At 56.5% G+C, this 22,944-nt stretch carries 24 protein-coding genes; 8 read left to right on the forward strand and 16 right to left on the reverse strand.

Annotated elements, in window-relative coordinates; genetic code table 11:
• Positions 1–8 precede the first annotated feature (8 nt).
• Positions 9–842, forward strand: a complete 834-nt coding sequence (locus tag M017_RS26110) for a rhomboid family intramembrane serine protease (protein WP_155121154.1) — start codon at positions 9–11, stop codon at positions 840–842.
• On the opposite strand, the gene M017_RS27255 is transcribed toward M017_RS26110, so the two are convergent.
• The 5 genes from M017_RS27255 to M017_RS0101160 are packed head-to-tail and all read right to left on the reverse strand — an operon-like array spanning position 831 to position 6,140.
• Entirely contained in the window at positions 831–1,610 is a 780-nt protein-coding gene (locus tag M017_RS27255) for a class I SAM-dependent methyltransferase (RefSeq protein WP_051669405.1), read from the reverse strand. The two genes, M017_RS26110 and M017_RS27255, sit on opposite strands and share 12 nt — an antisense overlap.
• Positions 1,611–1,619: 9 nt before the next feature.
• Positions 1,620–3,809 carry an amidohydrolase family protein gene (locus M017_RS0101145; RefSeq protein WP_031495127.1) on the reverse strand — a complete coding sequence of 730 codons (2,190 nt, stop codon included), beginning with the start codon at positions 3,807–3,809 and terminating at the stop codon, positions 1,620–1,622.
• A 4-nt stretch (positions 3,810–3,813) separates the two neighbouring features.
• A complete protein-coding gene (locus M017_RS0101150; RefSeq protein ID WP_031495128.1) occupies positions 3,814–4,725 on the reverse strand; it encodes an ABC transporter ATP-binding protein in 912 nt (303 codons plus the stop codon).
• A gap of 6 nt (positions 4,726–4,731) precedes the next feature.
• Positions 4,732–5,256, reverse strand: a complete 525-nt coding sequence (locus tag M017_RS0101155) for a type 1 glutamine amidotransferase domain-containing protein (RefSeq protein ID WP_031495130.1) — start codon at positions 5,254–5,256, stop codon at positions 4,732–4,734.
• Between the two features lie 5 nt (positions 5,257–5,261).
• Entirely contained in the window at positions 5,262–6,140 is an 879-nt protein-coding gene (locus M017_RS0101160) for a serine hydrolase (RefSeq protein ID WP_031495132.1), read from the reverse strand.
• A 213-nt stretch (positions 6,141–6,353) separates the two neighbouring features.
• Here M017_RS0101160 and M017_RS0101165 point away from each other — a divergent pair, with 213 nt between their 5' ends.
• From M017_RS0101165 to M017_RS29815, 4 genes are all read left to right on the forward strand, one after another.
• Entirely contained in the window at positions 6,354–6,644 is a 291-nt protein-coding gene (locus tag M017_RS0101165) for a co-chaperone GroES (protein WP_031495134.1), read from the forward strand.
• Positions 6,645–6,667: 23 nt separating this feature from the next.
• Positions 6,668–8,305: a chaperonin GroEL gene (gene groL / locus M017_RS0101170; RefSeq protein ID WP_031495136.1), complete on the forward strand. Its 1,638-nt coding sequence runs from the start codon at positions 6,668–6,670 to the stop codon at positions 8,303–8,305.
• A 166-nt stretch (positions 8,306–8,471) separates the two neighbouring features.
• Positions 8,472–8,747 (forward strand): energy transducer TonB, encoded by a 276-nt coding sequence (locus M017_RS30525; protein WP_162179799.1) that lies wholly within the window; start codon positions 8,472–8,474, stop codon positions 8,745–8,747.
• Between the two features lie 720 nt (positions 8,748–9,467).
• Positions 9,468–10,217, forward strand: coding sequence for a hypothetical protein (locus M017_RS29815; RefSeq protein ID WP_202901598.1), 750 nt, complete (start codon positions 9,468–9,470; stop codon positions 10,215–10,217).
• On the opposite strand, the gene M017_RS29030 is transcribed toward M017_RS29815, so the two are convergent.
• Positions 10,183–10,554 (reverse strand): hypothetical protein, encoded by a 372-nt coding sequence (locus tag M017_RS29030; protein WP_155121156.1) that lies wholly within the window; start codon positions 10,552–10,554, stop codon positions 10,183–10,185. The genes M017_RS29815 and M017_RS29030 overlap by 35 nt on opposite strands.
• Before the next feature lie 33 nt (positions 10,555–10,587).
• Positions 10,588–11,262 carry a GntR family transcriptional regulator gene (locus tag M017_RS0101185; protein ID WP_051669407.1) on the reverse strand — a complete coding sequence of 225 codons (675 nt, stop codon included), beginning with the start codon at positions 11,260–11,262 and terminating at the stop codon, positions 10,588–10,590.
• Between the two features lie 32 nt (positions 11,263–11,294).
• Here M017_RS0101185 and M017_RS0101190 point away from each other — a divergent pair, with 32 nt between their 5' ends.
• The gene (locus M017_RS0101190) at positions 11,295–12,188 is read left to right on the forward strand and encodes a DMT family transporter (protein ID WP_031495142.1); all 894 of its coding nucleotides are present in this window, start codon (positions 11,295–11,297) and stop codon (positions 12,186–12,188) included.
• Positions 12,189–12,268: 80 nt separating this feature from the next.
• Here M017_RS0101190 and moaA read toward each other — a convergent pair whose 3' ends face one another.
• The 9 genes from moaA to M017_RS0101235 are packed head-to-tail and all read right to left on the reverse strand — an operon-like array spanning position 12,269 to position 21,558.
• Positions 12,269–13,261 carry a GTP 3',8-cyclase MoaA gene (gene moaA / locus M017_RS0101195; RefSeq protein ID WP_238325773.1) on the reverse strand — a complete coding sequence of 331 codons (993 nt, stop codon included), beginning with the start codon at positions 13,259–13,261 and terminating at the stop codon, positions 12,269–12,271.
• Between the two features lie 12 nt (positions 13,262–13,273).
• Complete coding sequence (gene nadA / locus M017_RS0101200) at positions 13,274–14,209, reverse strand: quinolinate synthase NadA (RefSeq protein ID WP_031495144.1); 936 nt, start codon at positions 14,207–14,209, stop codon at positions 13,274–13,276.
• Positions 14,210–14,253: 44 nt separating this feature from the next.
• Entirely contained in the window at positions 14,254–14,838 is a 585-nt protein-coding gene (locus tag M017_RS0101205) for a hypothetical protein (protein ID WP_031495145.1), read from the reverse strand.
• Between the two features lie 46 nt (positions 14,839–14,884).
• Positions 14,885–15,685, reverse strand: coding sequence for a glycosyltransferase (locus tag M017_RS0101210; RefSeq protein ID WP_031495147.1), 801 nt, complete (start codon positions 15,683–15,685; stop codon positions 14,885–14,887).
• A gap of 23 nt (positions 15,686–15,708) precedes the next feature.
• A complete protein-coding gene (locus M017_RS0101215; RefSeq protein WP_155121157.1) occupies positions 15,709–18,111 on the reverse strand; it encodes a M1 family metallopeptidase in 2,403 nt (800 codons plus the stop codon).
• Positions 18,112–18,145: 34 nt separating this feature from the next.
• Positions 18,146–19,807: a HEAT repeat domain-containing protein gene (locus M017_RS0101220; protein WP_031495151.1), complete on the reverse strand. Its 1,662-nt coding sequence runs from the start codon at positions 19,805–19,807 to the stop codon at positions 18,146–18,148.
• 58 nt (positions 19,808–19,865) lie between these two features.
• Complete coding sequence (locus M017_RS0101225; protein ID WP_051669408.1) at positions 19,866–20,621, reverse strand: tyrosine-protein phosphatase; 756 nt, start codon at positions 20,619–20,621, stop codon at positions 19,866–19,868.
• An 18-nt stretch (positions 20,622–20,639) separates the two neighbouring features.
• Positions 20,640–21,167, reverse strand: coding sequence for a hypothetical protein (locus M017_RS0101230; protein WP_031495154.1), 528 nt, complete (start codon positions 21,165–21,167; stop codon positions 20,640–20,642).
• 52 nt (positions 21,168–21,219) lie between these two features.
• A complete protein-coding gene (locus M017_RS0101235) occupies positions 21,220–21,558 on the reverse strand; it encodes a YtxH domain-containing protein (protein WP_238325774.1) in 339 nt (112 codons plus the stop codon).
• A gap of 20 nt (positions 21,559–21,578) precedes the next feature.
• On the opposite strand from M017_RS0101235, the gene M017_RS0101240 reads away from it, so the two are divergent.
• Entirely contained in the window at positions 21,579–22,118 is a 540-nt protein-coding gene (locus M017_RS0101240) for a regulatory protein RecX (protein WP_031495157.1), read from the forward strand.
• Between the two features lie 50 nt (positions 22,119–22,168).
• Positions 22,169–22,909, forward strand: a complete 741-nt coding sequence (gene pyrF, locus M017_RS0101245) for an orotidine-5'-phosphate decarboxylase (protein WP_238325775.1) — start codon at positions 22,169–22,171, stop codon at positions 22,907–22,909.
• Positions 22,910–22,944: the final 35 nt, after the last annotated feature.

Genomic DNA, 22,944 nt, shown 5'->3' on the forward strand with positions numbered 1-22,944 from the left:
ATCAAAGTGTGGAGCCCAGACCCATTTGTCCGAACTGCCGCGCGTTCATCAGCCGTGCAGATCGCGTATGTCCCTATTGTGAGTTTGAACTCGCACCCCGTCCCAAAGGAAACAGCGATACCGCGCGAGTGATCAGCGGGCTGTTGCCGCAGGATGGGCAGATCACCAATTACATTCTGGCTGTGAACCTGTTCATCTACATGGCCATGGCAATTTTCAACCAGGAAAACATCAACGGCGGCGGCTTTTCGAGTATGAATGGGGTTACCCTCTTCCTGTTTGGCGCCAAAGAACCTGGGTACATCTTTCACGGCGAATGGTGGCGACTGGTTACGGCAGGCTTTCTTCATGCGAGCCTGATCCACATTGGGATGAACAGTTGGAGTTTATACAATCTGGGACCGCAAGTGGAAGAGGCTTTTGGCGCGGGACGAATGCTGGTGATTTACCTGGCGAGTTCGACGCTCGGCTTTTTGGCCTCAACGCTGTTCTCCCCCTCATTGAGTGTCGGCGCGTCGGCAGGAATTTTTGGATTAGTCGGGGCCATGATCGCCTTCGGCATCCACCAGCGAGGCGCGTTTGGGAGCTATATCAAATCGGCCTATATCGGTACCGCAGTGATCTCTCTCCTGATGACCAGCTTTATCAGTCAGATCGACAACTTCGCGCATCTCGGCGGTCTGGCCGGGGGCTTCGGCGCCGCTTACATCGTGGGGCATCCGCGCTTTGCGCAGGCCCGTCAGGAGCGCTACTGGAGCATTGCCGGGCTGGCCATGGCAGGCATCGTGGTAGTCTGCTTTGTCATCCAACTGCTCGCGACGCTGAAATATCTACGCAGCTAGCGGACGGCAGTGGATCTCAAGATAGGGCACAGGCGCAAAGAAGCCGTGCTCCGGGGCTTGATTGTGTTGCTGGCCTAAGGCGATCAGTTTTGCATCCAATTGCGCTGCAGCCGCCCCGTTGAGCCCTTCATAGGCCAAATAGACGGGTGAGAGGAACTTCTTCATTCCATCGAGCCACTGCTCGACCGAGGCAGCGCGTGCCAGCAGTTTGCGGTGCGTCACGCGGACAGAGCCAAAGTGCGATCGCAGCATGGCCGGAATGGAGGCAAGCTTGCCCCAATCGCGCGCCACGCTGACGGACTGCAAGTCTGGACGCTGTGCGATGCACTTTGCAAATAACAGGTCGTTGAGGCTGCCTTCGGTCCAACTGGTGAACGCAAAATGTCCATTGGGCCGCAACACACGAGCCACTTCGGCGACCGCGGCCTTCCAGTCCTCACAAAAAATCATGCCAAAGCTGCTCAGCACGACATCGAAAGAGCCGGCTTCGTAAGGCAGCACTTCAGCACTGCCTTCTGTGAACTCAATCTCGAGACCTTCAAAAGCGGCACGCTCCCGGGCGCGCTGGAGCAAGGTCGGGATGGGATCCAACCCGAACACCTGCGCCCGCCGCCGTGCCGCGGCCAGTGCAGTGTTCCCACTACCACACCCAAGATCGAGCACCCGTTGCCCGGCATAAGTGGGCACCGCATCACACAGCAACTCTCCAACGATCATCACGGCAGGAGCGATCTTTGCAAAGTCACCCGAATTCCAGATATTGCTCATGAGTGAAGCTTAGTCTTCTTTGAGCAGAGCCGCACGGGAGATGCGTTCGCCCTTCAGCATGACAAGGGAGATGCGGCTCAGGCTCTTGGGGTCTTGCAGCGGATTCCCATCGACAAGAAGAAGATTGGCATCCTTGCCCATCTCGATCGTTCCGATGCGATTTCCCTGCCCCAGGAGTTGGGCGGCATTTCTGGTAGCAGCAAGAATCGCCTGGTGCGCCGGAATGCCAGCGGCCACCCAGAGTTCGACTTCTTCCTGCACAGTGGGGCCGTGAAAGATCAGCGGGTTGCCCGCATCCGTGCCAGTCACCAGCGTCACTCCGGCGTCGAAAACACGCTTCAGATTCTCTCGTGCTTCCTTCATGCGAGGAGCGAACTCCTGGTATCGTCCCGTGAGTTTCGGATCGAGCACCAAGCGGCGCGTCGATTTCAATAAGTCCATCGGGACTACCTGCTGGAGCAAACTGTCGTCGAGACGGGTGAAGTCTTTTTCGAGCATCATGCGTACCCCTTCAAAGACGCTCATTGTGGGGTCATAGTAGAAACCAGAAGCAGCCATCTTCCGCAACAACTCATCGGGCAGAGCTTCATTCGGGCTGCCGTGTTCGACACCATTCGCACCCGCTTCAAAAGCATCGCGAACGTCAATCGCCTTGCTGGTATGCACCGTCACAGGCAAGCCGAGCAGTTTGGCTTCTGTACAGATGGCCTTCAAGACATTCAGATCCAGACGCGGCATCGGATTGTTGGCACTACCGCTTTCCAGAACCGCTTTGATCGCATCCACATTCTTCGCCTTGAGTTCACGAAGCATGGCGCGTGCCTCGTCAGGCGTTTTCGGCAGGCGGACAAACTGACTCTGGCCATAGGCCCGGGCAGACTCCGGCATCGATTGCAGCATCTGCGCCGGATGTCCCCCTGCAGCGGTGAAGAGCGGACCCACGACGTAAAGCTCCGGCATCAGCGCTTCACCGCGGCGGCCCTTATCGCGCAACGGAATCACCGAGTCGATCCAGTCGCCAGCACTCTTGACACTGGTGATCCCAGAGTAGAGATAGGCTTTCAGACGCTTTTCGGGCAGTGTCCGGTCCTGGTATTTCTTAGGATCGTCATAGAAGCCACCCGGCGAGCCGAGATGGATATGCACATCGATCAAACCGGGCAACAGAGTCTTGCCCGCAGCTTCGATCTCAATTGCATTTAGGGACTTCGCTACAGGCGCCGTGCCATTGTATAGGGCAACAATTTTCCCCTGCTTAATCAGGACACTGCCGCCTTCGATCACCGTACCCGTGCCCGTGATGACACGTGCGTCGCGGATGAGGATCGTCTGGCTGCGGGCCAGTTCGCGTTCGATTGCCTTCGACTTTGTCAGATTCTCTTTGCTATGCAGATCCCAGGCGCCAATGAGGAAGAAAGGAGCAAGCACCGCCAGCACCCATGCCTTGGCCCGTGCCGGGAGCTTCTCTCCTTTTTCCCAACGGAAAATCTTCAGCGAGATCAGCGTGCAGGCCACGGTGGTGATGAGCAAGGCGCTGACCGGCTTCCAATTCTGGAGAAGCGACTCGTGTTGCAGCAGGATTCCCTGCAGACCGCTCACCATATGAGTGGCGGGGATGAACTGCACCAGACTTTGGACCCACTCCGGGAGAAAGGTGACCGGCACGGTAGCCCCGCTCAGCAGCATCATCGGGAAGTATAGGCACTGGATGATGATCTGGCTCTCCGCCATGCTGTTGGCAACCGAGGCGATGATGCCGCCCATGCTACGCATCGCAAAATTCGCGATGATCACAAACACAAAAAAGCTCAGCCAGTTGTCCGGCCATGTCATGCCGTACTGGACAACACTCAACACCGTCATCAGGAGAACGACCGGAAAGTATTGCAGCACCCCCACAACCAGACTGCTGATGAGAATCGGCAGGGCTCCGGGAGGAGCCACCTTGAAACGGCGCAGGATGCCGTTCTCACGTTCCATCACCGCGCGCAGACCACCACCGAAGAAACCATTGCCCAGCAAGCCGATGGTCAGAACGCTCGTCAGCACAGCAGCAATCGAGTTGGACTCCTTCGCTTTATTCAGCGTGGCGAAGAGGAAGAAGAAGCCAAGTGGGAAGGCGTAGTTGAAGAAGAATACCGAACGCTCGCGCATCGTCAGGCGGAGGTTCGAGAGGATGTGCGCCAGAATCGCTTTCATGTGCTTAGTCCCGAAGCCTCTTGCCGGTTAGCTCGATGAAGACATCTTCGAGAGTTGGCTTCTTCAAACTGATATCCGTCATCCCCAGGCCGTGGTGGTCGACCCATTTCACGAGTTCAACGACAGTACGGGCAGGGTGGGTGCTGGAGGCGGTGAGAGTGGTCCGCGTCTCACTGAGGACAATGCCCGAAGGAACATCAATTCCCTCCAACGGGGTCTCGAGATGGATCTCGATCTTTGTCGTTCCGAGAGTACGCGATTGGATCTCACGAGGAGTTCCGACAGCGATGATCTTGCCCTCGTCAATGATCGCGACGCGGTCACAAAGGCGTTCGGCCTCTTCAATGTAGTGAGTCGTAAGAATGATGGTGCGCTGGTCCTGCTTCAGCTCTTCGATGAGCTTATGAATTTCGAGACGTACCTGTGGATCGAGGCCAGTGGTGGGTTCGTCGAAGAATACGACTTGCGGATCGTTCACCAGTGCCAGCGCAATCGCGACACGCTGCTTTTGGCCACCGGAAAGAGTGCCGTATAGCGCGTCCTTCTTCTCTTCGAGCTGAAGCCGGGAGAGGAGCTTCGCCTTGGGGAGCGTGCGCTCGTAGAAGGCAGCAAAGAGGTCGAGCGCCTCGCTGACCTTCATCTTCTCCGGCAGGTTATTCGCCTGCAGGCAGACGCCGATGCGTTCCTTCAGCTTTCTTGCATCACAGCCGGGATCGAAGTCGAGCACCCGCACATCCCCGGAGCTCCGTGAGCGAAGTCCTTCGAGAATCTCGACCGTCGTGGTCTTGCCTGCCCCATTCGGACCGAGCAGACCAAGCACCTCTCCGGCCTTCACCTCAAAGTCCACGCCTCGCACGGCGTGGACCTCGCCGTAACTCTTGGTGAGCCCTCTGACGGCGATGATGTTTTCGTTCATTGCGTCCTATTGACGGTTCAGCACGTCGATACAGGCAATACAGAAAGCGGGAAGGTCATCGGGTTTGCGGGAGGTGACCAGATTCCGGTCCACCACCACCTCGGCGTCTGACCATTCAGCGCCGGCATGGATCACATCATCTTTGATCGCAAAGAAGCTGGTGGCTTTGCGGCCGCGCAGCATATTGGAAGAACAAAGGACCCAGGGCCCGTGGCAGATTGCGGCCACCAGCTTGCCAGCCTTGTCGATCTCATGTACAAAATGGAGTGCCTCGGGATGGCGGCGAATAAAATCGGGAGCAAAGCCGCCGGGGGCGATGACGCCATCGTATTCGCTGGGCTGCACACCGGTGTAGCTCTTTTCAGCAATCGCCGGGTAGCCAACCTTGCTCGGATAGTTCTTGCCTGCCTCAGCACCCACCAAATGAACTTCTGCGCCAGCTTCTTTCAGGCGGTAATACGGATACCAGACTTCCAGTTCCTGGTAGAGCTGATCGACGAGGACGGCTATGCGCTTTCCTTGGAGTGACATGTACCCTAGCGTACGCCAAGATTGCCGTAAATGTTCCCTGCCGCAAGCTTCTGGAAGCAATCGAAGACGATCTTTGTCACAGCTTCGATGGGGGAGTCGGATTCATTCAAATAGGTGCCCATCACCGCAAGCACGAAGGGTCGCCCTTTCAGATAGACAATCCCCGTCTCCGTCCGAACGCCCACCAGCTCGCCAGGTTTCGATGCGACTTCGATGGCAGGCGGAATCGCGCGGCGCATGCCTGCCTTTACCAGCTTCAACATCGCGATCATCTCAGCACTCGCCTTTGCGTTCACAGCTTTGCCTTCATAGATCACACGCAGCATGTCCGCCATGTCTTCGGGAGTGGAAACATTTTCCTCGTTGCGAGTTGCAGCGGCCTGATCAATCATGATGCGTTGCAATCTCGTTCCCTGGTAGCCCATCTGCGCCATGGTGTGGTTGACACCGGCCATCCCGACCCGCCGGATGCACCAGTTGGTCGCTGTATTGTCAGAGGACGCAATCATCTCACGAACAATCTCTTCCACAGAAAGCGTGATGGGACCGTTCCTCAGACGCTCCTGCAAGACTCCACTGCCCCCGACAGCCTCCGCAGGCTGCAGCGTCACCTTCTCATTGAAATGGAGTTGGCCCAGTTCCCGCAGCCGGAAGATCTCCATCAGAATCGGAACCTTGATCGCACTGGCGGTCGGAAACACAAGCTTTCCGTGATAGCTCCATTGAGTGCCGGTCGTGAGATCGATGATGGCGACACCCAAAGCGCCATCCATGCGGGCATCATACGCCACGATGCGGTCGTGCATCTTTGCAGTCAGCAGGTCAGCGACATGTTGCGCCGGAGCGCAAGCAGCCGCGAGGAGTGCGAAGAAGAGGAAACGCATTTGTAAATCTTAGCACCAAGGACTAAGATTTTCTTCTCTTCCTTTCTGCGTCCTGCCTGAGACCCCGCAAAAACTACAACTATTTTTCGTTTCAAATCAATGACTTGCGTTATTTTTTTAGCAGTCGCCGATCGACTGTGCTAATTCTATGTGTGTGAGTGCATCTCCGGATGACACTTATAACTTCAAAACAATCGATGGAGGTTGTCCACGATGAACATCCGTCCGCTATACGACCGAATTGTGGTCAAGCGTTTGGAAAATGACGTAGACATGGTGAATGGTTTGTACATTCCCGATTCTGCGAAAGAAAAGCCTCAGGAAGGCGAAGTAGTCGCTGTTGGTAAGGGCAAGCGCCTTGAAGACGGCAAGGTCATCGCACTTGATGTGAAGCCTGGCGACCGCATCCTGTTCGGCAAGTACTCCGGTTCAGACATCAAGCTGAACAGCAATGAATACCTGATCATGCGTGAGGATGAAGTCCTCGGCATCCTTGAGAAGTAGAGCCTGAGGAGGAATATCGAACCATGCCCGCAAAACAGATTGTATACGCTGAAAATAGCCGCCAGGCGATCCTGCGCGGTGTCAACCAGTTGGCTGACGCAGTAAAAGTAACCCTCGGACCCCGTGGTCGCAACGTGGTGCTTGAGAAGAAGTTCGGCGGACCGACGATCACCAAGGACGGCGTCACCGTCGCCAAGGAAGTCGAACTCCGTGATCCGCTCGAGAACATGGGCGCCCAGATGGTACGCGAAGTGGCATCGAAGACCAGCGACATCGCTGGCGACGGCACCACCACCGCCACCATCCTGGCTCAGAGCATCTTCCGTGAAGGCGTGAAGCACGTTGCTGCCGGCGCCAACCCGATGGCTCTGAAGCGCGGCATCGACAAGGCTGTCGAGCTCGTCGTCAAGGAAATCGAAAAGCAGGCTGTGAAGGTGACCTCGGACGACAAGATCGCCCAGGTTGGCACCATCTCCGCCAACGGCGACACCGAAATTGGCAACACCATTGCGGAAGCAATGAAGAAGGTTGGCAAGGACGGCGTCATCACGGTGGAAGAGTCCAAGACGATGCACACCGAGCTGCAGACCGTCGAAGGCATGCAGTTTGACCGTGGTTACCTGAGCCCCTACTTTGTCTCCGATCCGGAGCGCATGGAAGCGGTGATGGAGAACCCCTACATCCTGATCCACGAGAAGAAGATCAGCAACATGAAGGACCTCCTTCCGTTGCTCGAGCAGATTGCCCGCTCCGGCAGCCCGCTCGTGATCATCGCGGAAGAAGTGGAAGGCGAAGCGCTCGCCACTCTCGTCGTGAACAAGCTCCGTGGCACTCTGAACGTTGCTGCAGTGAAGGCTCCTGGCTTCGGCGATCGCCGCAAGGCGATGCTCGAGGACATCGGTATCCTCACCGGTGGCCAGGCCATCATGGAAGAAACGGGCATCAAGCTCGAGGGCGTCCAGCTCAGCGATCTCGGCCGCGCCAAGCGCATCGTGATCGACAAAGACAACACCACCATCATTGATGGCGCTGGTGAGCAGAAGGGCATCGAGGGCCGCATCAAGCAGCTCCGCGCCCAGATCGAAGAAACAACTTCGGACTACGACCGTGAAAAGCTGCAGGAACGTCTGGCGAAGCTCGCCGGCGGTGTTGCCGTGATCAAGGTTGGCGCTGCCACCGAAACCGAAATGAAGGAAAAGAAGGCTCGTGTCGAAGACGCTCTGCACGCCACCCGTGCGGCCGTCGAAGAAGGCATCGTTGCCGGCGGCGGCGTGGCACTTCTGCGCGCTTCTGCTGCGCTGAACGATCTGAAGCTCGATGGTGACGAAGCCATTGGCGTGGCCATCATCAAGCGCGCTTGCGAAGAGCCGGTGCGTCAGATCTCTGGCAACGCTGGTTTCGAAGGCGCAACGATCGTCGAGAAGATCAAGGCCAATTCGGATGCCAAGTACGGCTTCAACGCCGCCACTGGCAACTTTGAAGACCTGGTTGCTGCCGGCGTCATCGATCCTGCCAAGGTGACCCGCTCGGCCCTGCAGAACAGCTCCTCGATCAGCGGCCTCATGCTGACCACGGAAGCCATGATCTGCGAGATCCCCGAGAAGAAGTCCGCTGCTCCCGCGGGCGGTGGCCACGGCCACGGTCCCGAGATGGACTACTAAACAACGGTCTCAGCAATGAGCCTGAAAGAGCCCGCCGGCAACGGCGGGCTCTTTCTATTGCTCGAGAGATGGTATACCGGTTCGGGAGAAACGTAAATTGCGCACCTTGGTCCTAAGCCTTCTGATGAGTCTTTCTGCTACGGGATACGCACAGGATGCGAAAATCATGCCTCCCGTGCTTGTATCGAAAGTGGCCCCATCCTACTCGCCGGACGCGAGTTCAGGCGCCATTGAGGGTTCCGTTGTCCTCGGGTTTGAGGTGAGCGTTGCAGGAGTAGCGCAAGATATTCGGATCATTCGCTCACTCGATCCAGGACTAGACCAGAGCGCAATTCGGGCGCTGCAAAAGTGGCGCTTCCGGCCAGCAACCCGAAATGGGAAGGCCATCGCTTTCCAGACAAAAGCGGAGATTGCGTTCCATCTGCTTCCTCAAAGGAAGTAACGCAACTCTGCGCGAATACAGCGACTTATTGAGGAAGCCAACCAGGAAAACGCGCAAGACGTTTCGCTTTTCCAGAGGACACCCGTCGAGAAAAGCAGCAACTTCCGGGATTGTCGTGGAGATGGATTTCGACTCAATCGACTCCCGGACATCCCCATCACGATTCGTCCGTTCTGTCTCGCACTGGATGGGACGCCCGTCAGCGGATCGAGCAGAGACCGCGATCCTGCCGTGCACCAGGCAGGGTTTCCACATGGCAGTCCACCAGCGTGGAGTCTGGAGGCGGACAAACACTGGAGCTCGAGCATCTCCTAGTAGCGAGGGGGCCGAGCGCCGTCCATCGAGAGACAGTGCCGACACCCGATTGGTCAGTGCACCCAATTGCCGCCATTCCTGATACACCTCAAACTCGATCGCCGAGCCACTGGCAAGTTGCTCGGGCCGAGTCTGAAAATCTGCAACGAGCTTCCGTTTACTGTAAGCAGCTCATGCGCCAAGCCTCCAGGCCACAGTGGAATGGACAATAAGCGGGCGATTGATTCTCTTAATGGGCGGCAAAATGCTAAAAAAGATTATAAATTGAACAGCACATTGCTTGGCATCCCCAGATCTGCTACGGAACAGAAGTTCTTTCCAGAATCAGAAAAGACCACTGGCCACAGTGGGTTTCTTTGCTTTACACTCTAACAAGCCCAAGCTAGGATACCGATACTTACTCACATGACCGCTCGCCACCACCAACGTATATTATTGACACTGATCACCACCGCTACTCTGTTCGCGCAAACCCTGCAGATCGACGATTCGACTCCGGCTCGATTGAGGCTCATGAGAACAATCTCTTCTGAAGATGCCAAGGTGGGAGACTTGGTGGACTTTGAGTTGCTCGATGAATTAAAAGTTGGTGGAGTCATCGTTGCGCCCAAGGGGAGTGTGGCAATTGCAACGGTCACAGAGGCAGAGTCGAAACGGCGCATGGGCCGTGCAGGAAAGCTAAATATCAATATTGATTATTTGAAGCTTGCATCCGGAGAGAAAGTTGCACTCCGTGCAGTCAAGGAGATGAAGGGGGGATCGAACGCCGGAAAAATGACGGGCGCAATTGTAGCAACCTCCATCGTCTTCTTCCCAGCTGCACCCCTATTCCTATTTGTCAAAGGTAAAGATATCAGCATCCCCAAGGGAACAGAAATCACGGCTTATGTAAACGGGAACATCACGCTAGACCGAACTCGATTAGGCATCAAAGATCCGGTTGAGCCCGCTGAGCCGGTTGCATCAAAAGGACGGTTTTCAAACGCCGATCTGCTCGCGATGAAGACTGCAAATTTTTCAGACGAGATCTTGATTGCCAAGATCAAGAGTACGGACTGCTCCTTCAATACAAGTACAGACGAACTTGTCAAACTGCGCGCGGCTGGCATCAGTGACAAAGTTATCGAGGCGATGATCGCCGCACCCGGGAAATAGAAGCTAAAACACGCTCTGAATCTCTTGGGTCTGGATCCATGAAGCGAAATGAGATGAACCGGCTATCGCCGTTGTCGAGGAACTCCACATAAAGAGTGCCTGTCTTGCCGAGATAAGCTAACCGGCTAATCTTCCGGTTCTCGACACGTAATGTGTAACGCCCAAAATAGAAGCTCAGCCACTCTTCTTGCGGCAGCCGCACCAAACCTGAGGTTCCTGCAGCCAGTCCATCGACATTTGTCGTTTCGATCACGACACGCTGTACGGAACCAACCGAATCCACATCTGGCGCAGCCATACTAAAAAGCACCAGTAGTCCACATAACATCCATCCCATGCAGATACTAGTGCGGCTGCGCCGGAAATCTTCTCAGACTTTGCGCAGGAGTTCTCCGCCACTCACCTGCTCCACTTCCTTCAACGCATTCTTCAAATGCTTCTCCAGTGCCGCCACTGCACCCTCCGCATCTCTTTTCTGACAAGCCTTTAAAATTTGCCGATGTTCTTTTAAGCAATCGGGCCCATAGCTCTCCGGCGACAGATACAGATAATAGAAGCGATTGACGCTTCCGCGTAAATTTTCAATCAGACTCATCGTCCTTGCCTGACGGCACGGTACATAGAGCGCAGCATGAAAATCCTGATCAATGCGCGACCAATCCGCCCGGTTTGCCACACTCTCCAGTTGCGCAAGTAAGCTGGCACATAATTCCAGTTCGGGACGAGTGAAGTTAGGTACCGCAAGACGGAGCGCATAGGTTTCGAGCAGGATTCGCAACCCGAATACTTCCCGCAGTTCCTCCACACCAGGATTTGAGACAAAAGCGCCCCGGTTGGGATACAGGTCGACGAGCCCTTCCCCTTGCAACTGGCGCAGCGCATCGCGCACCGGAATGCGGCTGATGCCGAATTTTGTTGCTAACTCTTCCTGCTGTAATTGCTGGCCGGGGCGAAGCTCATTGCGATAAATCGCATCGCGAATGTACTCGGCAACCACTTCGGGTGCGGTGCGATATCTCAGTTGGGAGACAGCTTTGGCAGGCATTGTCCCTAGTGTATCGAATGGATATTGTATACATGTATCCAATCTGCTACTCTGTCGTCATGGCCCATCGAGGCGCTTTGGTATCCCTGTCGATTGCTTTGGTTCTTTGGTCACTGACTTTTCCGCTCGTGCGGGCGATGTTAGGCGAAGTCCCGATTGAGGCACTCCTGGCTCTTCGCTTTACGGCTGCGGCTGTTCTCCTTTTTGCCTGGTGGGCAGTCAAAGGCAAGACCCTCCCCCGAGGTCGCGATTTCTGGCTCACAGCGGGCAGTGGCTTCTGCTGTGTGACGGCGTACCAACTCTTATCCACCCACGGCATCCGTACCGTAGCCTCAGGACCGGCGAGCGTACTGGTGGATACGATGCCAATTTTTGCCACCGTCTTCTCGGTCTTCCTGCTGAATCACCGCGCGAACTGGCGCACCTGGACCGGGCTCGGCATCGCTTTTGCCGGAGCGGCGATCATCGCCCTCGGCGAGTCACAAGGAAAACTCCAGTTGAATTTTGGGGTCGGACTACTGCTTCTGGCAGCCCTCATTTTCGGCATTGGAACAGTTGCCCAGAAGCCTGTCATGAAACGCTACGATTCGCTCGGAGTCACAGCGGTCAGCTTTGCCGCCGGTGCGCTTGCCATGCTCTGCTTCTCACCGAATCTTCTTGCAATCAGCCGTCAGATCCCAACCCGCCATATCTTCACGATTGCCTTTCTGGCCGTGGGCCCGGGCGCATTAGCCTACGCTCTTTGGGGACATGCACTGAGTAAGCTTCCCGTGTCAAAAGCTTCCGCATCCTTACTGCTCATTGGCCCGCTCACATTTCTGATTGCCTGGCTGTTCTTTGGCGAGATTCCAGCCACAGCAAGCATGATAGGGGCCGCATTCGCGTGCGGCGGAGTGCTGCTGGTACACTCCGATCAGACCGCCTAGCCGCCGTCGGGCGTCGACGACATGCGAACCGATCACACAGCATGCCGGCCAGGTTCCAGATCCACTGGAGGTCTCCAGACCTAGCCACCGATCGCGTACATCGGACGAGGCGGGGGCACGAAATTCTTGGTGCCGATTTCATGGCCAATCCATTTGCGCATCAGATTTTCGCGGATTGCTGTTTCGATTCCCGCATCGTCCCCTGCGCGGAGCAGGGCCCGGACATCCATCTCTTCCACAGCGAAGAGACAATAGCGGAGCTTGCCATCCGCAGTGAGCCGGATACGATTGCAATTTAGACAGAAGGGTTTGCTGACACTTGCAATAAAACCGATGCTGCCCTTGCCATCACCATAGCGGAACTCGGTTGCCGGAGCGCGCTCGTCCTGGTCCGGCATCGCATGCATCGGGCCGAACTCCGCCCTGAGCCGTTCGAGCATTTGATCCATACTCAGGACTTGGGTTTGATCCCAAAGTCCCTGGTGATCGAGCGGCATGAACTCAATGAAGCGAACTTCAATTCCACGTTCGCGCCCATAATGCGCCATCGGAAGGATGTCATCTTCATTCAGGCCCTTCACGGCGACCGCATTCAGCTTGATAGGCCCGAAGCCGAGGGACTGGGCGATCTCGATACTCTCAAGGACACGAGGCAACTCATCCCGCCGGGTAATGGTGCGGAAGCGCTCACGATCGAGAGTATCCAGGTGGATATTCAGCCGGCGCAAACCAGCATCATAGAGATCTTTCGCCTGTGCTCCCAGAAGCAGCGCATTGGTGGTGAGAGCAACGTCTTCGATGCCCGGAATCGCGATCACCTTCTCAATGAGCTTTGCCAGATCCTTGCGCACCAGGGGCTCCCCGCCCGTAATGCGGACTTTGCGGATCCCCAGACCGGCGGCCACACCAGCAAAGCGGGCGATCTCGTCCAGGCTGAGAATTTCCTGCTTCGGAGCGTATTGCCCGCCTTCCTCCGGCATGCAATAGAAACAACGGATATTGCAGCGATCCGTCACGCTGATGCGCAGGTTGTCGTGCAGCCGCCCGAATCGATCCAACAATGGCGATTGCACGAGAATCCGATCCTAGAGTGCGAGCATCCGCTCGATGGGCAAGCGAGCCCGTTCCATGATTTCGGCGGGAAGTTCCACGCGCGGCCCAAGCGTGTCGAGGCATTCCCGCAACTTCTCAAGCGTGTTCATGCGCATGTAAGGGCACTCGCTACAATTGCAATTCTCGTTGGCAACGAAGTAAAACTTCTTATTGGGCGCACCCTTTTCGAGCGAATGGCGCACACCGCTCTCGGTCATGATGATCCACTCGGGCACATCACTGTTCACGCAGTGCTCAATGATCGCCGAGGTGGAGCCGATGTAGTCTGCCATCGCCAGGACTTCGGCGGGGCACTCGGGATGAGCCGCCACTAGAGCCGTAGGATGCTGGATCCGGGTCTGGGTCAGACGCCGCGCGGCAAAGGTCGCGTGGACAATACAAGCACCGGGCCAGATCTTCATATTGTCTCGGCCCGTCTGCTGCTTCACATAGTTCCCCAGATTGATATCTGGACAGAACAGGATTGGCTTGTCGAGCGGGATAGAGTTCACCACCTGCACCGCGTTTCGCGAGGTGCAAATGATGTCGCTCTCCGCCTTCACCGCAGCCGAGGTGTTGATGTAGCTGACCACGACATGATCGGGATAACGTTTCTTGAAGGCGCGCAGTTGGTCGGCGGGACAACTGTCCACCAAGCTACAGCCGGCCTTTGCATCCGGAACCACAACGATACGGTCTGGATTGAGGAGCTTGGCGGTTTCCGCCATGAACCAGACGCCGCAAAATACGATGACTTCGCCCTCGAATTGCTTCGCCTTGCGAGCAAGTTCGAGGCTGTCACCGATGACGTCGGCGAGTTCCTGAATTTCCGATTCCTGGTAATGATGGGCGAGAATGATCGCCTTGCGCTCACGCTTGAGAGCAAGAATTTCTTCTGCGAGGGAGGTGTAAGTAGCGACTGCTGACATTTGAGGCGGCTTTGCCTAACCGCCTTCAGTTTAGCGTATGCAGCTCATCCAGCCAGATTGCGTTTGCGTTGTGCTGGAACGTCCATGGCAAGCAACTTGGCCGGAGCGACGCTCGACATCATCCCAGCCAGTTGTGGCGGGCCCATTTGGATGGATGAGGATTGCGTTCCGAGTTGCGCAGCAGCGTTCGCACTCTCATTCGAAACGCTTCGTGTGCTGAAAACACTGCAGGCCTTGGCCAGCTTCTGGATGTCGCCGCCGTCCTCAATCACCATTTCATGCTCCACCCAGTTGCTGAGAGGAATGTTGCGGAAATAGAGGCGCTCCTGCAGCACCATCGACTTGCGGTTCAAGAACAGGCTCTTGCTCTCGCGGACATAATGGCGTTCTTCCACCCGGAAATCGGCGAGAAATTCGTCGAGCGCTTTGCGGCGAGCCGACTCTTCCGTCGCACGCATGGTTTCTTCCATCGTGCGGGCGTGAGTGGAAATCACCGCGCGAGCCTCAGCCATCGACTCCCGCTCCTTCGACACCGCAACCTCAAGCTTCGACTGCATGATGAAGAAAGACAAAAGCGCGGATCCAGCCGCGACTAAAAGCGGCAAGAACATCCAAAGCATTGCGTCCATTGATCGTGGTCCTCAGGGGAACCATCGGCATAGGCCTGGCTAAGCTTTAGAGACCATCCACCTTAGTTCCACCTAAGAGTTTTCCCGCAAGCCCCAGCTTGAAAGCGAAGAGCGCTTTGAGGCTCTGTCCGAGCCAAAAACTGAATCCAGCCATGAATCCGTAGTTTTTTGAATAGAAAGCGCCGAGTCCGCTCAATCGATCCGCCTCGGCCAGTTCGGCAGTGATGCTGTCGAGTTGCGCCCGCTTCCGGGGGATGCTCAGGTCTTCGAGAACCAGAACCCGTTTGCCGGCCTCGCGCATTTTGTAGAAGAGCTCGGCGTCCCCGAAGTACTGCCCATATCCGTCCGGCAGATAATTCATGCTGACCAAAGTGACTCGCGGCAACAGAACGGGCTGATCGAAAGGGTACTCGGCCGCAGAAGGCGGCACTTCCCGCAGCGCCACATCGCCAGGCTTCGGGAGGGCATAGAAGGTGCCGGCAACCGATACTGCGCCGACGCTGTGGTCTGAGTCAAGAGCGGCCACCATGCGGTCGATCGTATCGGGAGCAATCTCGCATCCATTGGGCAACAGAAGCAGGCGTTCGCCCTTGGCGGTCCGGCTTCCAATATTGACCGCCTTGGTCCAACCGAAATTGCGCGGCAGACGCATCATGGTGATGCCTTCAAACTCTTCGTCCAGTCGGGCGCTGCCATCAGTGCTCCCGCAATCGACAACGATCACCTCACTCTGGCTGGGATTCTCCCGGGCAGAAAGTGCCTGGAGAGTCGGCTTCAGGAGTTGAGACTGATTTTGAGAGACAACAACGACCGATACGCTTGGGCCGGTAATTTCAGGAGCTTCCATCAACTCTCAAGAATAGCGCGCGCCTAACGCTTGAGCGTCGCATTCCGTGGGTCAAGCACCACCTTCAAAGGAACAGCACCAGTGGCGACTTCCACCACCTCCTCGTCGGGCCCGGTTCGAATCCACTTCACCATGCGCTGCCCCTTCGGCAGAAGGATTTCCACCGGCACATCGATCGCAAAATCTTCAGGCACCTTCGACTGTTGCAGGCGGATCTCCAGGCGCGCGCGTGGCGCGGCGCCCTTCACCGCCGTCGTCAAAGTCAGTTGAGGCACTCCGGTGCCATAGACCCAAGTCTCGAAGAAGGTTTCCAGATCCTTATCGGGCGCATCCTTGGGAAGATGCTGCGCGGCGATCCGGCGGAGGTCGTCAGTAGTCATCGGCTTGGCGGCAAACTCCCGAGTGAGGTGCCCGAGCATTTGCAGGAAGGCCGCATCGCCCAGACGAGCTCGCAGCATATGGAAAATCCAGGTGCCCTTTTCATAGTTGACCGCCAGCCAGGCTCTCGGATTCGAGTGGCGCAGACGCATTCCGAACACAAGCGGGCCAGCCGACTCAAGCGACTTTCCCTGCGCATCCTCCATCAGGAAACGACTTTTGTAATCGTTCAGCAACGCCTCCACCACCTTGGCACCCTTACGCTTTTCGAGATAGAGCAACGCGGAATAATTTGCCAACGCCTCGCTCATCCACTCGTCACGATAGTTCTCGAAACTGACGAGATTGCCCCACCACTGGTGTGCAACTTCGTGAGCCTGAAGAATCTCGCGAAAGTTGCGTGATTGCCACTCGGCGCGGTCCGCTGCTGGCAATTGCGAGTCTTCCAGATAGGCAAGGGTCGAGAGGTAGAGGAAGCCTGGGAAACCTTGGCCAAAAGCGCCAGGAATCGGGGCAGCGACCACTCGCGGCAGAGGCGGCGGACCAAAACTGGCACTGAAAAACTCGAGCGCGCCAGCGATCTCATCAGCCATCGATGGCATTCTCGCCACGGGATTGCTGGGAGGAGGAGGTAGCGGCGGCAGGAAGACCGGCTGCTCCTGACGGCGTCTGGGACCAGGAACGGAAGGCGGAGGAATTGAGGATGGCGCTCTACGCTCTAATGCGGTCTCTAAGACTTTGTTTGCGTAGACCTCCACCGCAAGCCCTCCGCGCTTCACCAGGCTCGAATCAAAATTCCCCATATTGAAGCCAAAGAGCCGCACCGGTTGTTCCACCTTGCAGGTGGTCAACTTCCGATCTTGCACAACAACTTCCGTTCGCAACCCCGGACAAACCAACGTTGCCTGACGGGTGTGTTCAAAACTGGCCTCGAAGGGCGCGGCCTGGAATTGGATCTGAGGAAACCAGCTCGCACGTGTGGCCAGATACAGAACCCCGTTCCCGGCCTGGACAAAAATGTCGCCCTCTTCTTCCACCTCGAGAATGCCCATATCCCCTTTGCGCATCACCTCCGGCGGCCTGACGAGAAAAACTTCGGAATCCGTGCTGCGCAACAGATTGGCCCGCAACGCATCTTTCTGCCAGACCTCAACCGGGTCTCCTTTCCATTTCGCGCTCAGAATCCGGAGCTTCGGCGAGACGTCGAGCGGCAAGACTCGCAACTCTTCCTCATTCACACGCAGACGCATCCGCACCCGCGCCCGGAAGTGCAGGTCATCGCCAATTTCCGCTTTGACTTCAAAGCCTTCGATGGTGACCGGCGGGCCGAGAAGCTTTCGTGGTTCCCGGCGCTTCGGCTCAAAATGGGCCCAGAAGTTATAGCGGCTACGCCCCGCCAGATTCTCCAACTGCCCCACCAACAACTCCTCACGGCTCCGCGGATCAAAGTAGACATCGAAACTGCCCAATTCCCGGCCGGAGAAGGCTCCAAAGAAGAAGCCCTTCTCTGCCCCGCCCCCGTTCATCATGTCCTCCATCAGGCGGGTCTCCAGGCTGGAGCTGAGGTTGCGCATCACACCGTTCCAACGCTCGGCCAAGAGCACACCGCGCTCAGGACTGCGTTTCGCGGTTTCATCCCGGCTCAGTTGCTCCAACCACTTTTCCCCACTGCCATCTGTAAAGAGGAAGGCAGCGGAACGGAAGTGCTCATTCAGATTGGGAGATCCGGTAAAAGAAGCGAGAGATTTGCGCTCCAACCGATTGGGTGGCAGCATGACGAGTTCCGCATCTTCGAGTGCCTCACTGGCAACAAAGATTGCTCCGCTGCGGACTCCATTCACCGGCTTGCGTAGCATGATGACGCCTTCGGTGAGATAAACGCGAATTTCGTTGCGGCGATAAGTGAAATCGCGAACCCGGAAACAAGCCTCCGGATCGAGTTCTGCATTCTGGAGAACCCGGCTGATCTCCATTAACTTGGCGCTTTGTAATTCACCCGCTTGCCCTGCCGTCAGCAGTGCCAAGCCAAGGGACCAGATCCATTTCACGCCTCTAGTTTACTTGGCAGCCGTCCCGACGCAGTTAGCCGGCAAGATCATGGCCACGCAGGAAGATCTTCCCATAGCCAAGTTCTGAAAACAGCTCCACCTGAACCGGCGCCGGACCATCCACGCTCGGCAGTAGTCTTCCCAAACAGTAGGTGAGGCTGAATTTGCATTGCAAGCTCAGCACCAGGCTGCGCAGCGTTTCAGGCAGCTGTGTGACGTCCCGGCAAAGGAGAAAGGTCCCGTTTCCCGCAGCGCAGATCTGCGCCCAACGGGCAAGCTCGTCATCCGGCAGCATGCCGCAGTAGAGCAGGTGTACCACCACCCGCTCCGGATTCGGATGCGGAGCATGCAGAATCTCTTCCAACATGTTCAGCTCAAGTGCCGTGCCGAGAATCACAACCAAATGCTTCTCGAATGCCGTCGCCGGGAATTCACTGAAGAGTTTCTTGACATTTTCAGCCAGGCTCGCCGTTGCCCCGCCTGTGTCTTCTCCCCCCTGCGGCCGATAGCGTTGGATTGCCCACTCATCCGCAACACGCTTCGCTTCCATTGCAACCGCCAGCGCCCGGGCCAGATGCAGCGCGAAACTCTCTTGTATGCAGCTCTCGGCTGGAATCAGAAATCCCGCCCACACAGCGGACCCGCCGTGCGCAGTCCAGCGAAAGTAATCCACACGAAGATCGCCGTCATGCACGACAACATTGGTGGCGAGCAGGTCTTGCGGGGCCAGTAGCTGGCCCGTGTCCGAGAAGACGAGACAAGAGAGACTGAGCCGTCCATTGCTTTTTCTCTCTGCCCGCAAAGTCTGGACCTGCAGCGGCGGCCGGCTGAGAATCTCCTCGCGCCGGCTCCGGATCCGTTCTTGTGCCTCGATCAGGACCAGCCGCGGTTGCCCGGAACAACGAGTCAGTTGGGTTTTGACCGTGCTCATGTAGCGCGAATCACGTGTCTGCCCCATCAGCCAAAAGCCCGCCAGTTGCCGCATCGGATCGGGATCAGTGGCCATCCGGCCGATCCCCTGCGCCGCCGTGATCTCACCTGCCCAGTAGAGCCCAAGTAACGCGTTTGCGCTCACGCGATGGTTTGGGTCATTCACAGCCTCCCGGAAGAACTGGATCGACTCGAGATCCTTCCGTGTCCATAGCGATTCCACCGCATTGGCGCGCACGCGGGGATCCAGGTCGCAGAGCAGCTCGAGATTCCTCGGCAGGCTCCGCGCCACACGTCCAGTAAGAAGGACTGCCTTCGAACGAATGCGCTCATCAGAATGCTCACAAAGCTTACTCAGAAAAGGAAGCATCCACTTTGCGTCGACAGTGGAAACGAGAATCTCGAGGAAACGGGTGAGCTCTTCACTGCGAAGATTCGAGCTCGTGTTCTCCAGGACCGCCTTGACGGAGGCAACCAGATCGACTTGAAAGTTGGGATCGTTCTTTGTGACCAGATGAACCAGACGCGCTGATTCATCCAGACTCAGTAAATCGGAGGTGAAGAGCAGTTCCTGCAAGCTGGAGCGATCTTCGCGGCAAAGCTGGAGCACCATGTGGGTGAAACCGGTGTCTTCACCCCGTTTGAGAAGTTCAATCGTTTGCTGCAGAAAATTGGCAGGGTCAGTGTCTTTCCACTGGCGAAGCCGGCTTCGAGCCTGCATCGCATTCTGGGCGAAGACCCGCTCGATTTCGACGATCGAATTCAAATTACTACACCCCAACTCATGAATCGGATTCTTTGGGGATTTCCAACAGAGTAAAAGCTTAACCGAACAAGGAAAAGAAGTTCTTTTTACGGGCTACCGAGGCGCCCAGTAAATCTTCACTCCGTAGGATTGCTCCGGGATTCTCTACAAAGAGCAATTTCGCCATCTCAGTGTTCCATCGCTTCTCGATCCAGCGGTATGCCGTATCCAGAATCGGGGGACGGCGCTTCAAATCGTGACCATCACTGGCGATGACGTGAACCAGACCGGCATCGAGCAGGGTCTCACTGAACTTCTGCGCTTTCGTTCCCCAGACGCCTTCCAGACTTTGCCCCGTCAACTGGATCACACAACCCATCCCAACCCAGGTCTTCAACTCCTCCAGACGCTGCTGCAACAGAGTGTTGCGCTCCGGATGAGTGATCACCGGAACCATTCCCTTTGCCATCAGATTCGAAAAGATCTGTGCCGTGGTTTTAAAGATGATCAGGTCAGAGAACTCGACCAGCATGTACTTCCCACCTGCGATGGTGTACTTGCGGGGATACTGCAAAGCATCCTCAATATTCTCGAATTGGAGATGGAAATCGCAGCCGGTATGCAGGCGCACCCCACTGTCATTGCGCTGCTCGATCAAAGCCTTACGCTCGGCGATCGTGGTTGGGTCGAACTTGTATTCCAAGTTCGCGTGGGGAGTCGCTACGATGTCCGTGGTGCCATGCCGACCCGCCATTCGCAACATCTCGAGTGTCACATCGAGATCAGGGGAGCCATCATCCATGCCATAGAGGACATGGCTATGAATATCAATCACAATTCGCTCACTGCGCGATCAGATGAACATCTCCTCGTCTTGCGTAGCAGGCAAGGACGAAGGATGGCGGCGCTTAAATAAGAAGCCCAGACTCCCGCGCACTCCTGCGGCAAGGGCATTGATCTCCCGCACCGGCTTGAGAACCCCCTCATGAGTTGCGGTCACCACGCTCTGGACCCGATCGACAGTATCCCCCACCAGCATCTCCACCTTCTCCAGTTGCACTTTGGCGCGCTCTCCGGTGGCAGTCACAGCCTGGTCAATTCTGTGGAGCTGGTCTTTGGTGGAATCCAGAATCAAATTCGTCTTCGTCGTGATCTCTCCGAGATGACGGCGCCCCTCTTCGAGGGTGAGCTTGGCGGATTCGAGAGTCGATTCCGTCTTTTCCATCACCGCCTCTGCTTTCCGAATGAACGGGGAGGCCTGCATCTGCATCTCCTTCACCTTCTTATAAAGGCCAAGGATTGCCAGAAACTGGCCCAATTGCGACAACGCGCAAAGAGCCACAAAGATAGTTAAGACGATCAACAACTGCGAATCCGCCATGCGAGATTTCTCCTAGGAGCTTCGGCTGAGGAGCCGGAATCCAAGATCTTTCTTATGCTTCTGAAGGGTAATTGCCGTGTGCATCCCGGTAAGCCTGGCGGCCAGCCTCGACGGCGGCATTCACCTGCTCCCGTTGCCGAAGAACTGCTTCGCGACCACGTTCAACGAAATCGCTTGCTTGTTCCTTGAGTTCACCGGACTTTCGTTTGACAAATTCACGGCTGTCCTCAGCCTTCCCCTTGAGCATTGCGCGTGTCTCTTCGCCGGATTTCGGCGCGAAAAGCAGGCCGAGAGCCAACCCCACACCGGCACCCAAAAAGAAATAAGGCAGGTTGTTTCTGTCGTCCATAATTTGTGTCTCCTCCAAGGTACTGCTGGTTTCAGTGTACATGCTAAGCTCGACTCGTGCCGATGCAGAAACCCACGAAAAAGCTCGATCGAAATGCACTGCAGCACTATGCATCGATGCTGCTGGCACAACGGGCGATGACAAGCGGGGAACTCCGTCAAAAGATGCGATTGAAAGCCATCGACGCCGCTGACATCGACCCTGTCATCGCACAATTGACCGAATATGGAGCTCTCAACGACGCACGTTACGCCGAAGCGTACGCAAGCGCAAGAAAAGAGAATCAACGCTTCGGACAAGCACGAGTATTTCGAGATCTCAACAGGAAAAAGATTCCATCCAGTCTGGCCAAAGCAGCGATCGAACTCACGTACTCAGGCACTGACGAGTTGACACTCATTGAGGACTATTTGTTACGTAAGTTCCGTGGCAAAAACCTGAGCGAATTCCTGGCCGAACAGAAGAATCTCGCCTCCGCCTTTCGCCGGCTCCGCACCGCAGGCTATTCCGCTTCCGGCTCGCTCCAGGTCCTGCGCCGCTTCAGCCAAGCCGCTGAGGAGATTCACGAAGACGACCTCAAAGAAGACGAACAGACCGATTAGCAGCCATCCGGGAACGAAGGATTGTGTAATAGAGGAGAGGCCTCCATCGTTTGGATTGGCCTCGCAGGAAAGGACTCACCCCTCTGGCAACGTTACCCCATCATCCGATCATCGTCGCGCTCGACGTAGAAAACAGCGCACAAGCCCTGGACCTGATCGACAAACTCGGCGACAGCGTCGACTTCTATAAAGTCGGTATGGAACTTTTTGCCGCGGAAGGCACAAGCATTGTCCGGGAGATCCTCGGTCGCCAGAAGAAGGTTTTTCTGGACCTCAAGTTCCACGACATCCCGGAGACGGTCAAGCGAGCCGTGGCTCGCGCCGCCGAACTCGGAGTCCACCTGTTGACGGTCCACGCGCATCGCCAGGTTATGGAAGCCGCCGTGGCCGGCAAAGCAGGATCAGACTTGAAGGTACTCGGCGTTACGGTGCTGACCAGCATTGGCGAGAACGATCTTGCCGACATGGGCTACCCGAACGGAACCACCATCGCCGGACTGGTGCAGCAACGCGTCGGGCTCGGCATGGATGCGGGCGTAGATGGCTTCGTTTGTTCGCCGTTGGAGGTTGGCTCCGTACGGCAACAAACAGGGAGCAGCAAAATCTTAGTGACCCCGGGAGTCCGCTCCGCAGGCAAGGATCAAGGAGACCAGAAGCGCGTCGCGACACCGCAACAAGCGATGGCCGACGGCGCCAGCTATCTCGTCATTGGACGCCAGATCACCCGAAGCGCAAATCCCAAAATCGAAGCCGAGGCAATTCAGCGCGAGATCTCCCAGCCAATGGGGTAAAGTTCCGCGCTCCATGCCAATAACTGACAGGGCGG

The sequence above is a fragment of the Bryobacter aggregatus MPL3 genome (genome assembly GCF_000702445.1).
GTDB classification, from domain to species: Bacteria; Acidobacteriota; Terriglobia; order Bryobacterales; family Bryobacteraceae; genus Bryobacter; species Bryobacter aggregatus.

Coding starts and splice junctions, on each gene's coding strand:
- M017_RS27255 (WP_051669405.1), bottom strand. CDS start 1,610: ATGAGCAATATCTGGAATTCGGGTGACTTTGCAAAGATCGCTCCTGCC.
- M017_RS0101145 (WP_031495127.1), bottom strand. CDS start 3,809: ATGAAAGCGATTCTGGCGCACATCCTCTCGAACCTCCGCCTGACGATG.
- M017_RS0101150 (WP_031495128.1), bottom strand. CDS start 4,725: ATGAACGAAAACATCATCGCCGTCAGAGGGCTCACCAAGAGTTACGGC.
- M017_RS0101155 (WP_031495130.1), bottom strand. CDS start 5,256: ATGTCACTCCAAGGAAAGCGCATAGCCGTCCTCGTCGATCAGCTCTAC.
- M017_RS0101160 (WP_031495132.1), bottom strand. CDS start 6,140: ATGCGTTTCCTCTTCTTCGCACTCCTCGCGGCTGCTTGCGCTCCGGCG.
- M017_RS0101165 (WP_031495134.1), top strand. CDS start 6,354: ATGAACATCCGTCCGCTATACGACCGAATTGTGGTCAAGCGTTTGGAA.
- groL (WP_031495136.1), top strand. CDS start 6,668: ATGCCCGCAAAACAGATTGTATACGCTGAAAATAGCCGCCAGGCGATC.
- M017_RS30525 (WP_162179799.1), top strand. CDS start 8,472: ATGCCTCCCGTGCTTGTATCGAAAGTGGCCCCATCCTACTCGCCGGAC.
- M017_RS29815 (WP_202901598.1), top strand. CDS start 9,468: ATGACCGCTCGCCACCACCAACGTATATTATTGACACTGATCACCACC.
- M017_RS29030 (WP_155121156.1), bottom strand. CDS start 10,554: ATGGGATGGATGTTATGTGGACTACTGGTGCTTTTTAGTATGGCTGCG.
- M017_RS0101185 (WP_051669407.1), bottom strand. CDS start 11,262: ATGCCTGCCAAAGCTGTCTCCCAACTGAGATATCGCACCGCACCCGAA.
- M017_RS0101190 (WP_031495142.1), top strand. CDS start 11,295: ATGTATCCAATCTGCTACTCTGTCGTCATGGCCCATCGAGGCGCTTTG.
- nadA (WP_031495144.1), bottom strand. CDS start 14,209: ATGTCAGCAGTCGCTACTTACACCTCCCTCGCAGAAGAAATTCTTGCT.
- M017_RS0101205 (WP_031495145.1), bottom strand. CDS start 14,838: ATGGACGCAATGCTTTGGATGTTCTTGCCGCTTTTAGTCGCGGCTGGA.
- M017_RS0101210 (WP_031495147.1), bottom strand. CDS start 15,685: ATGGAAGCTCCTGAAATTACCGGCCCAAGCGTATCGGTCGTTGTTGTC.
- M017_RS0101230 (WP_031495154.1), bottom strand. CDS start 21,167: ATGGCGGATTCGCAGTTGTTGATCGTCTTAACTATCTTTGTGGCTCTT.
- M017_RS0101235 (WP_238325774.1), bottom strand. CDS start 21,558: ATGTACACTGAAACCAGCAGTACCTTGGAGGAGACACAAATTATGGAC.
- M017_RS0101240 (WP_031495157.1), top strand. CDS start 21,579: ATGCAGAAACCCACGAAAAAGCTCGATCGAAATGCACTGCAGCACTAT.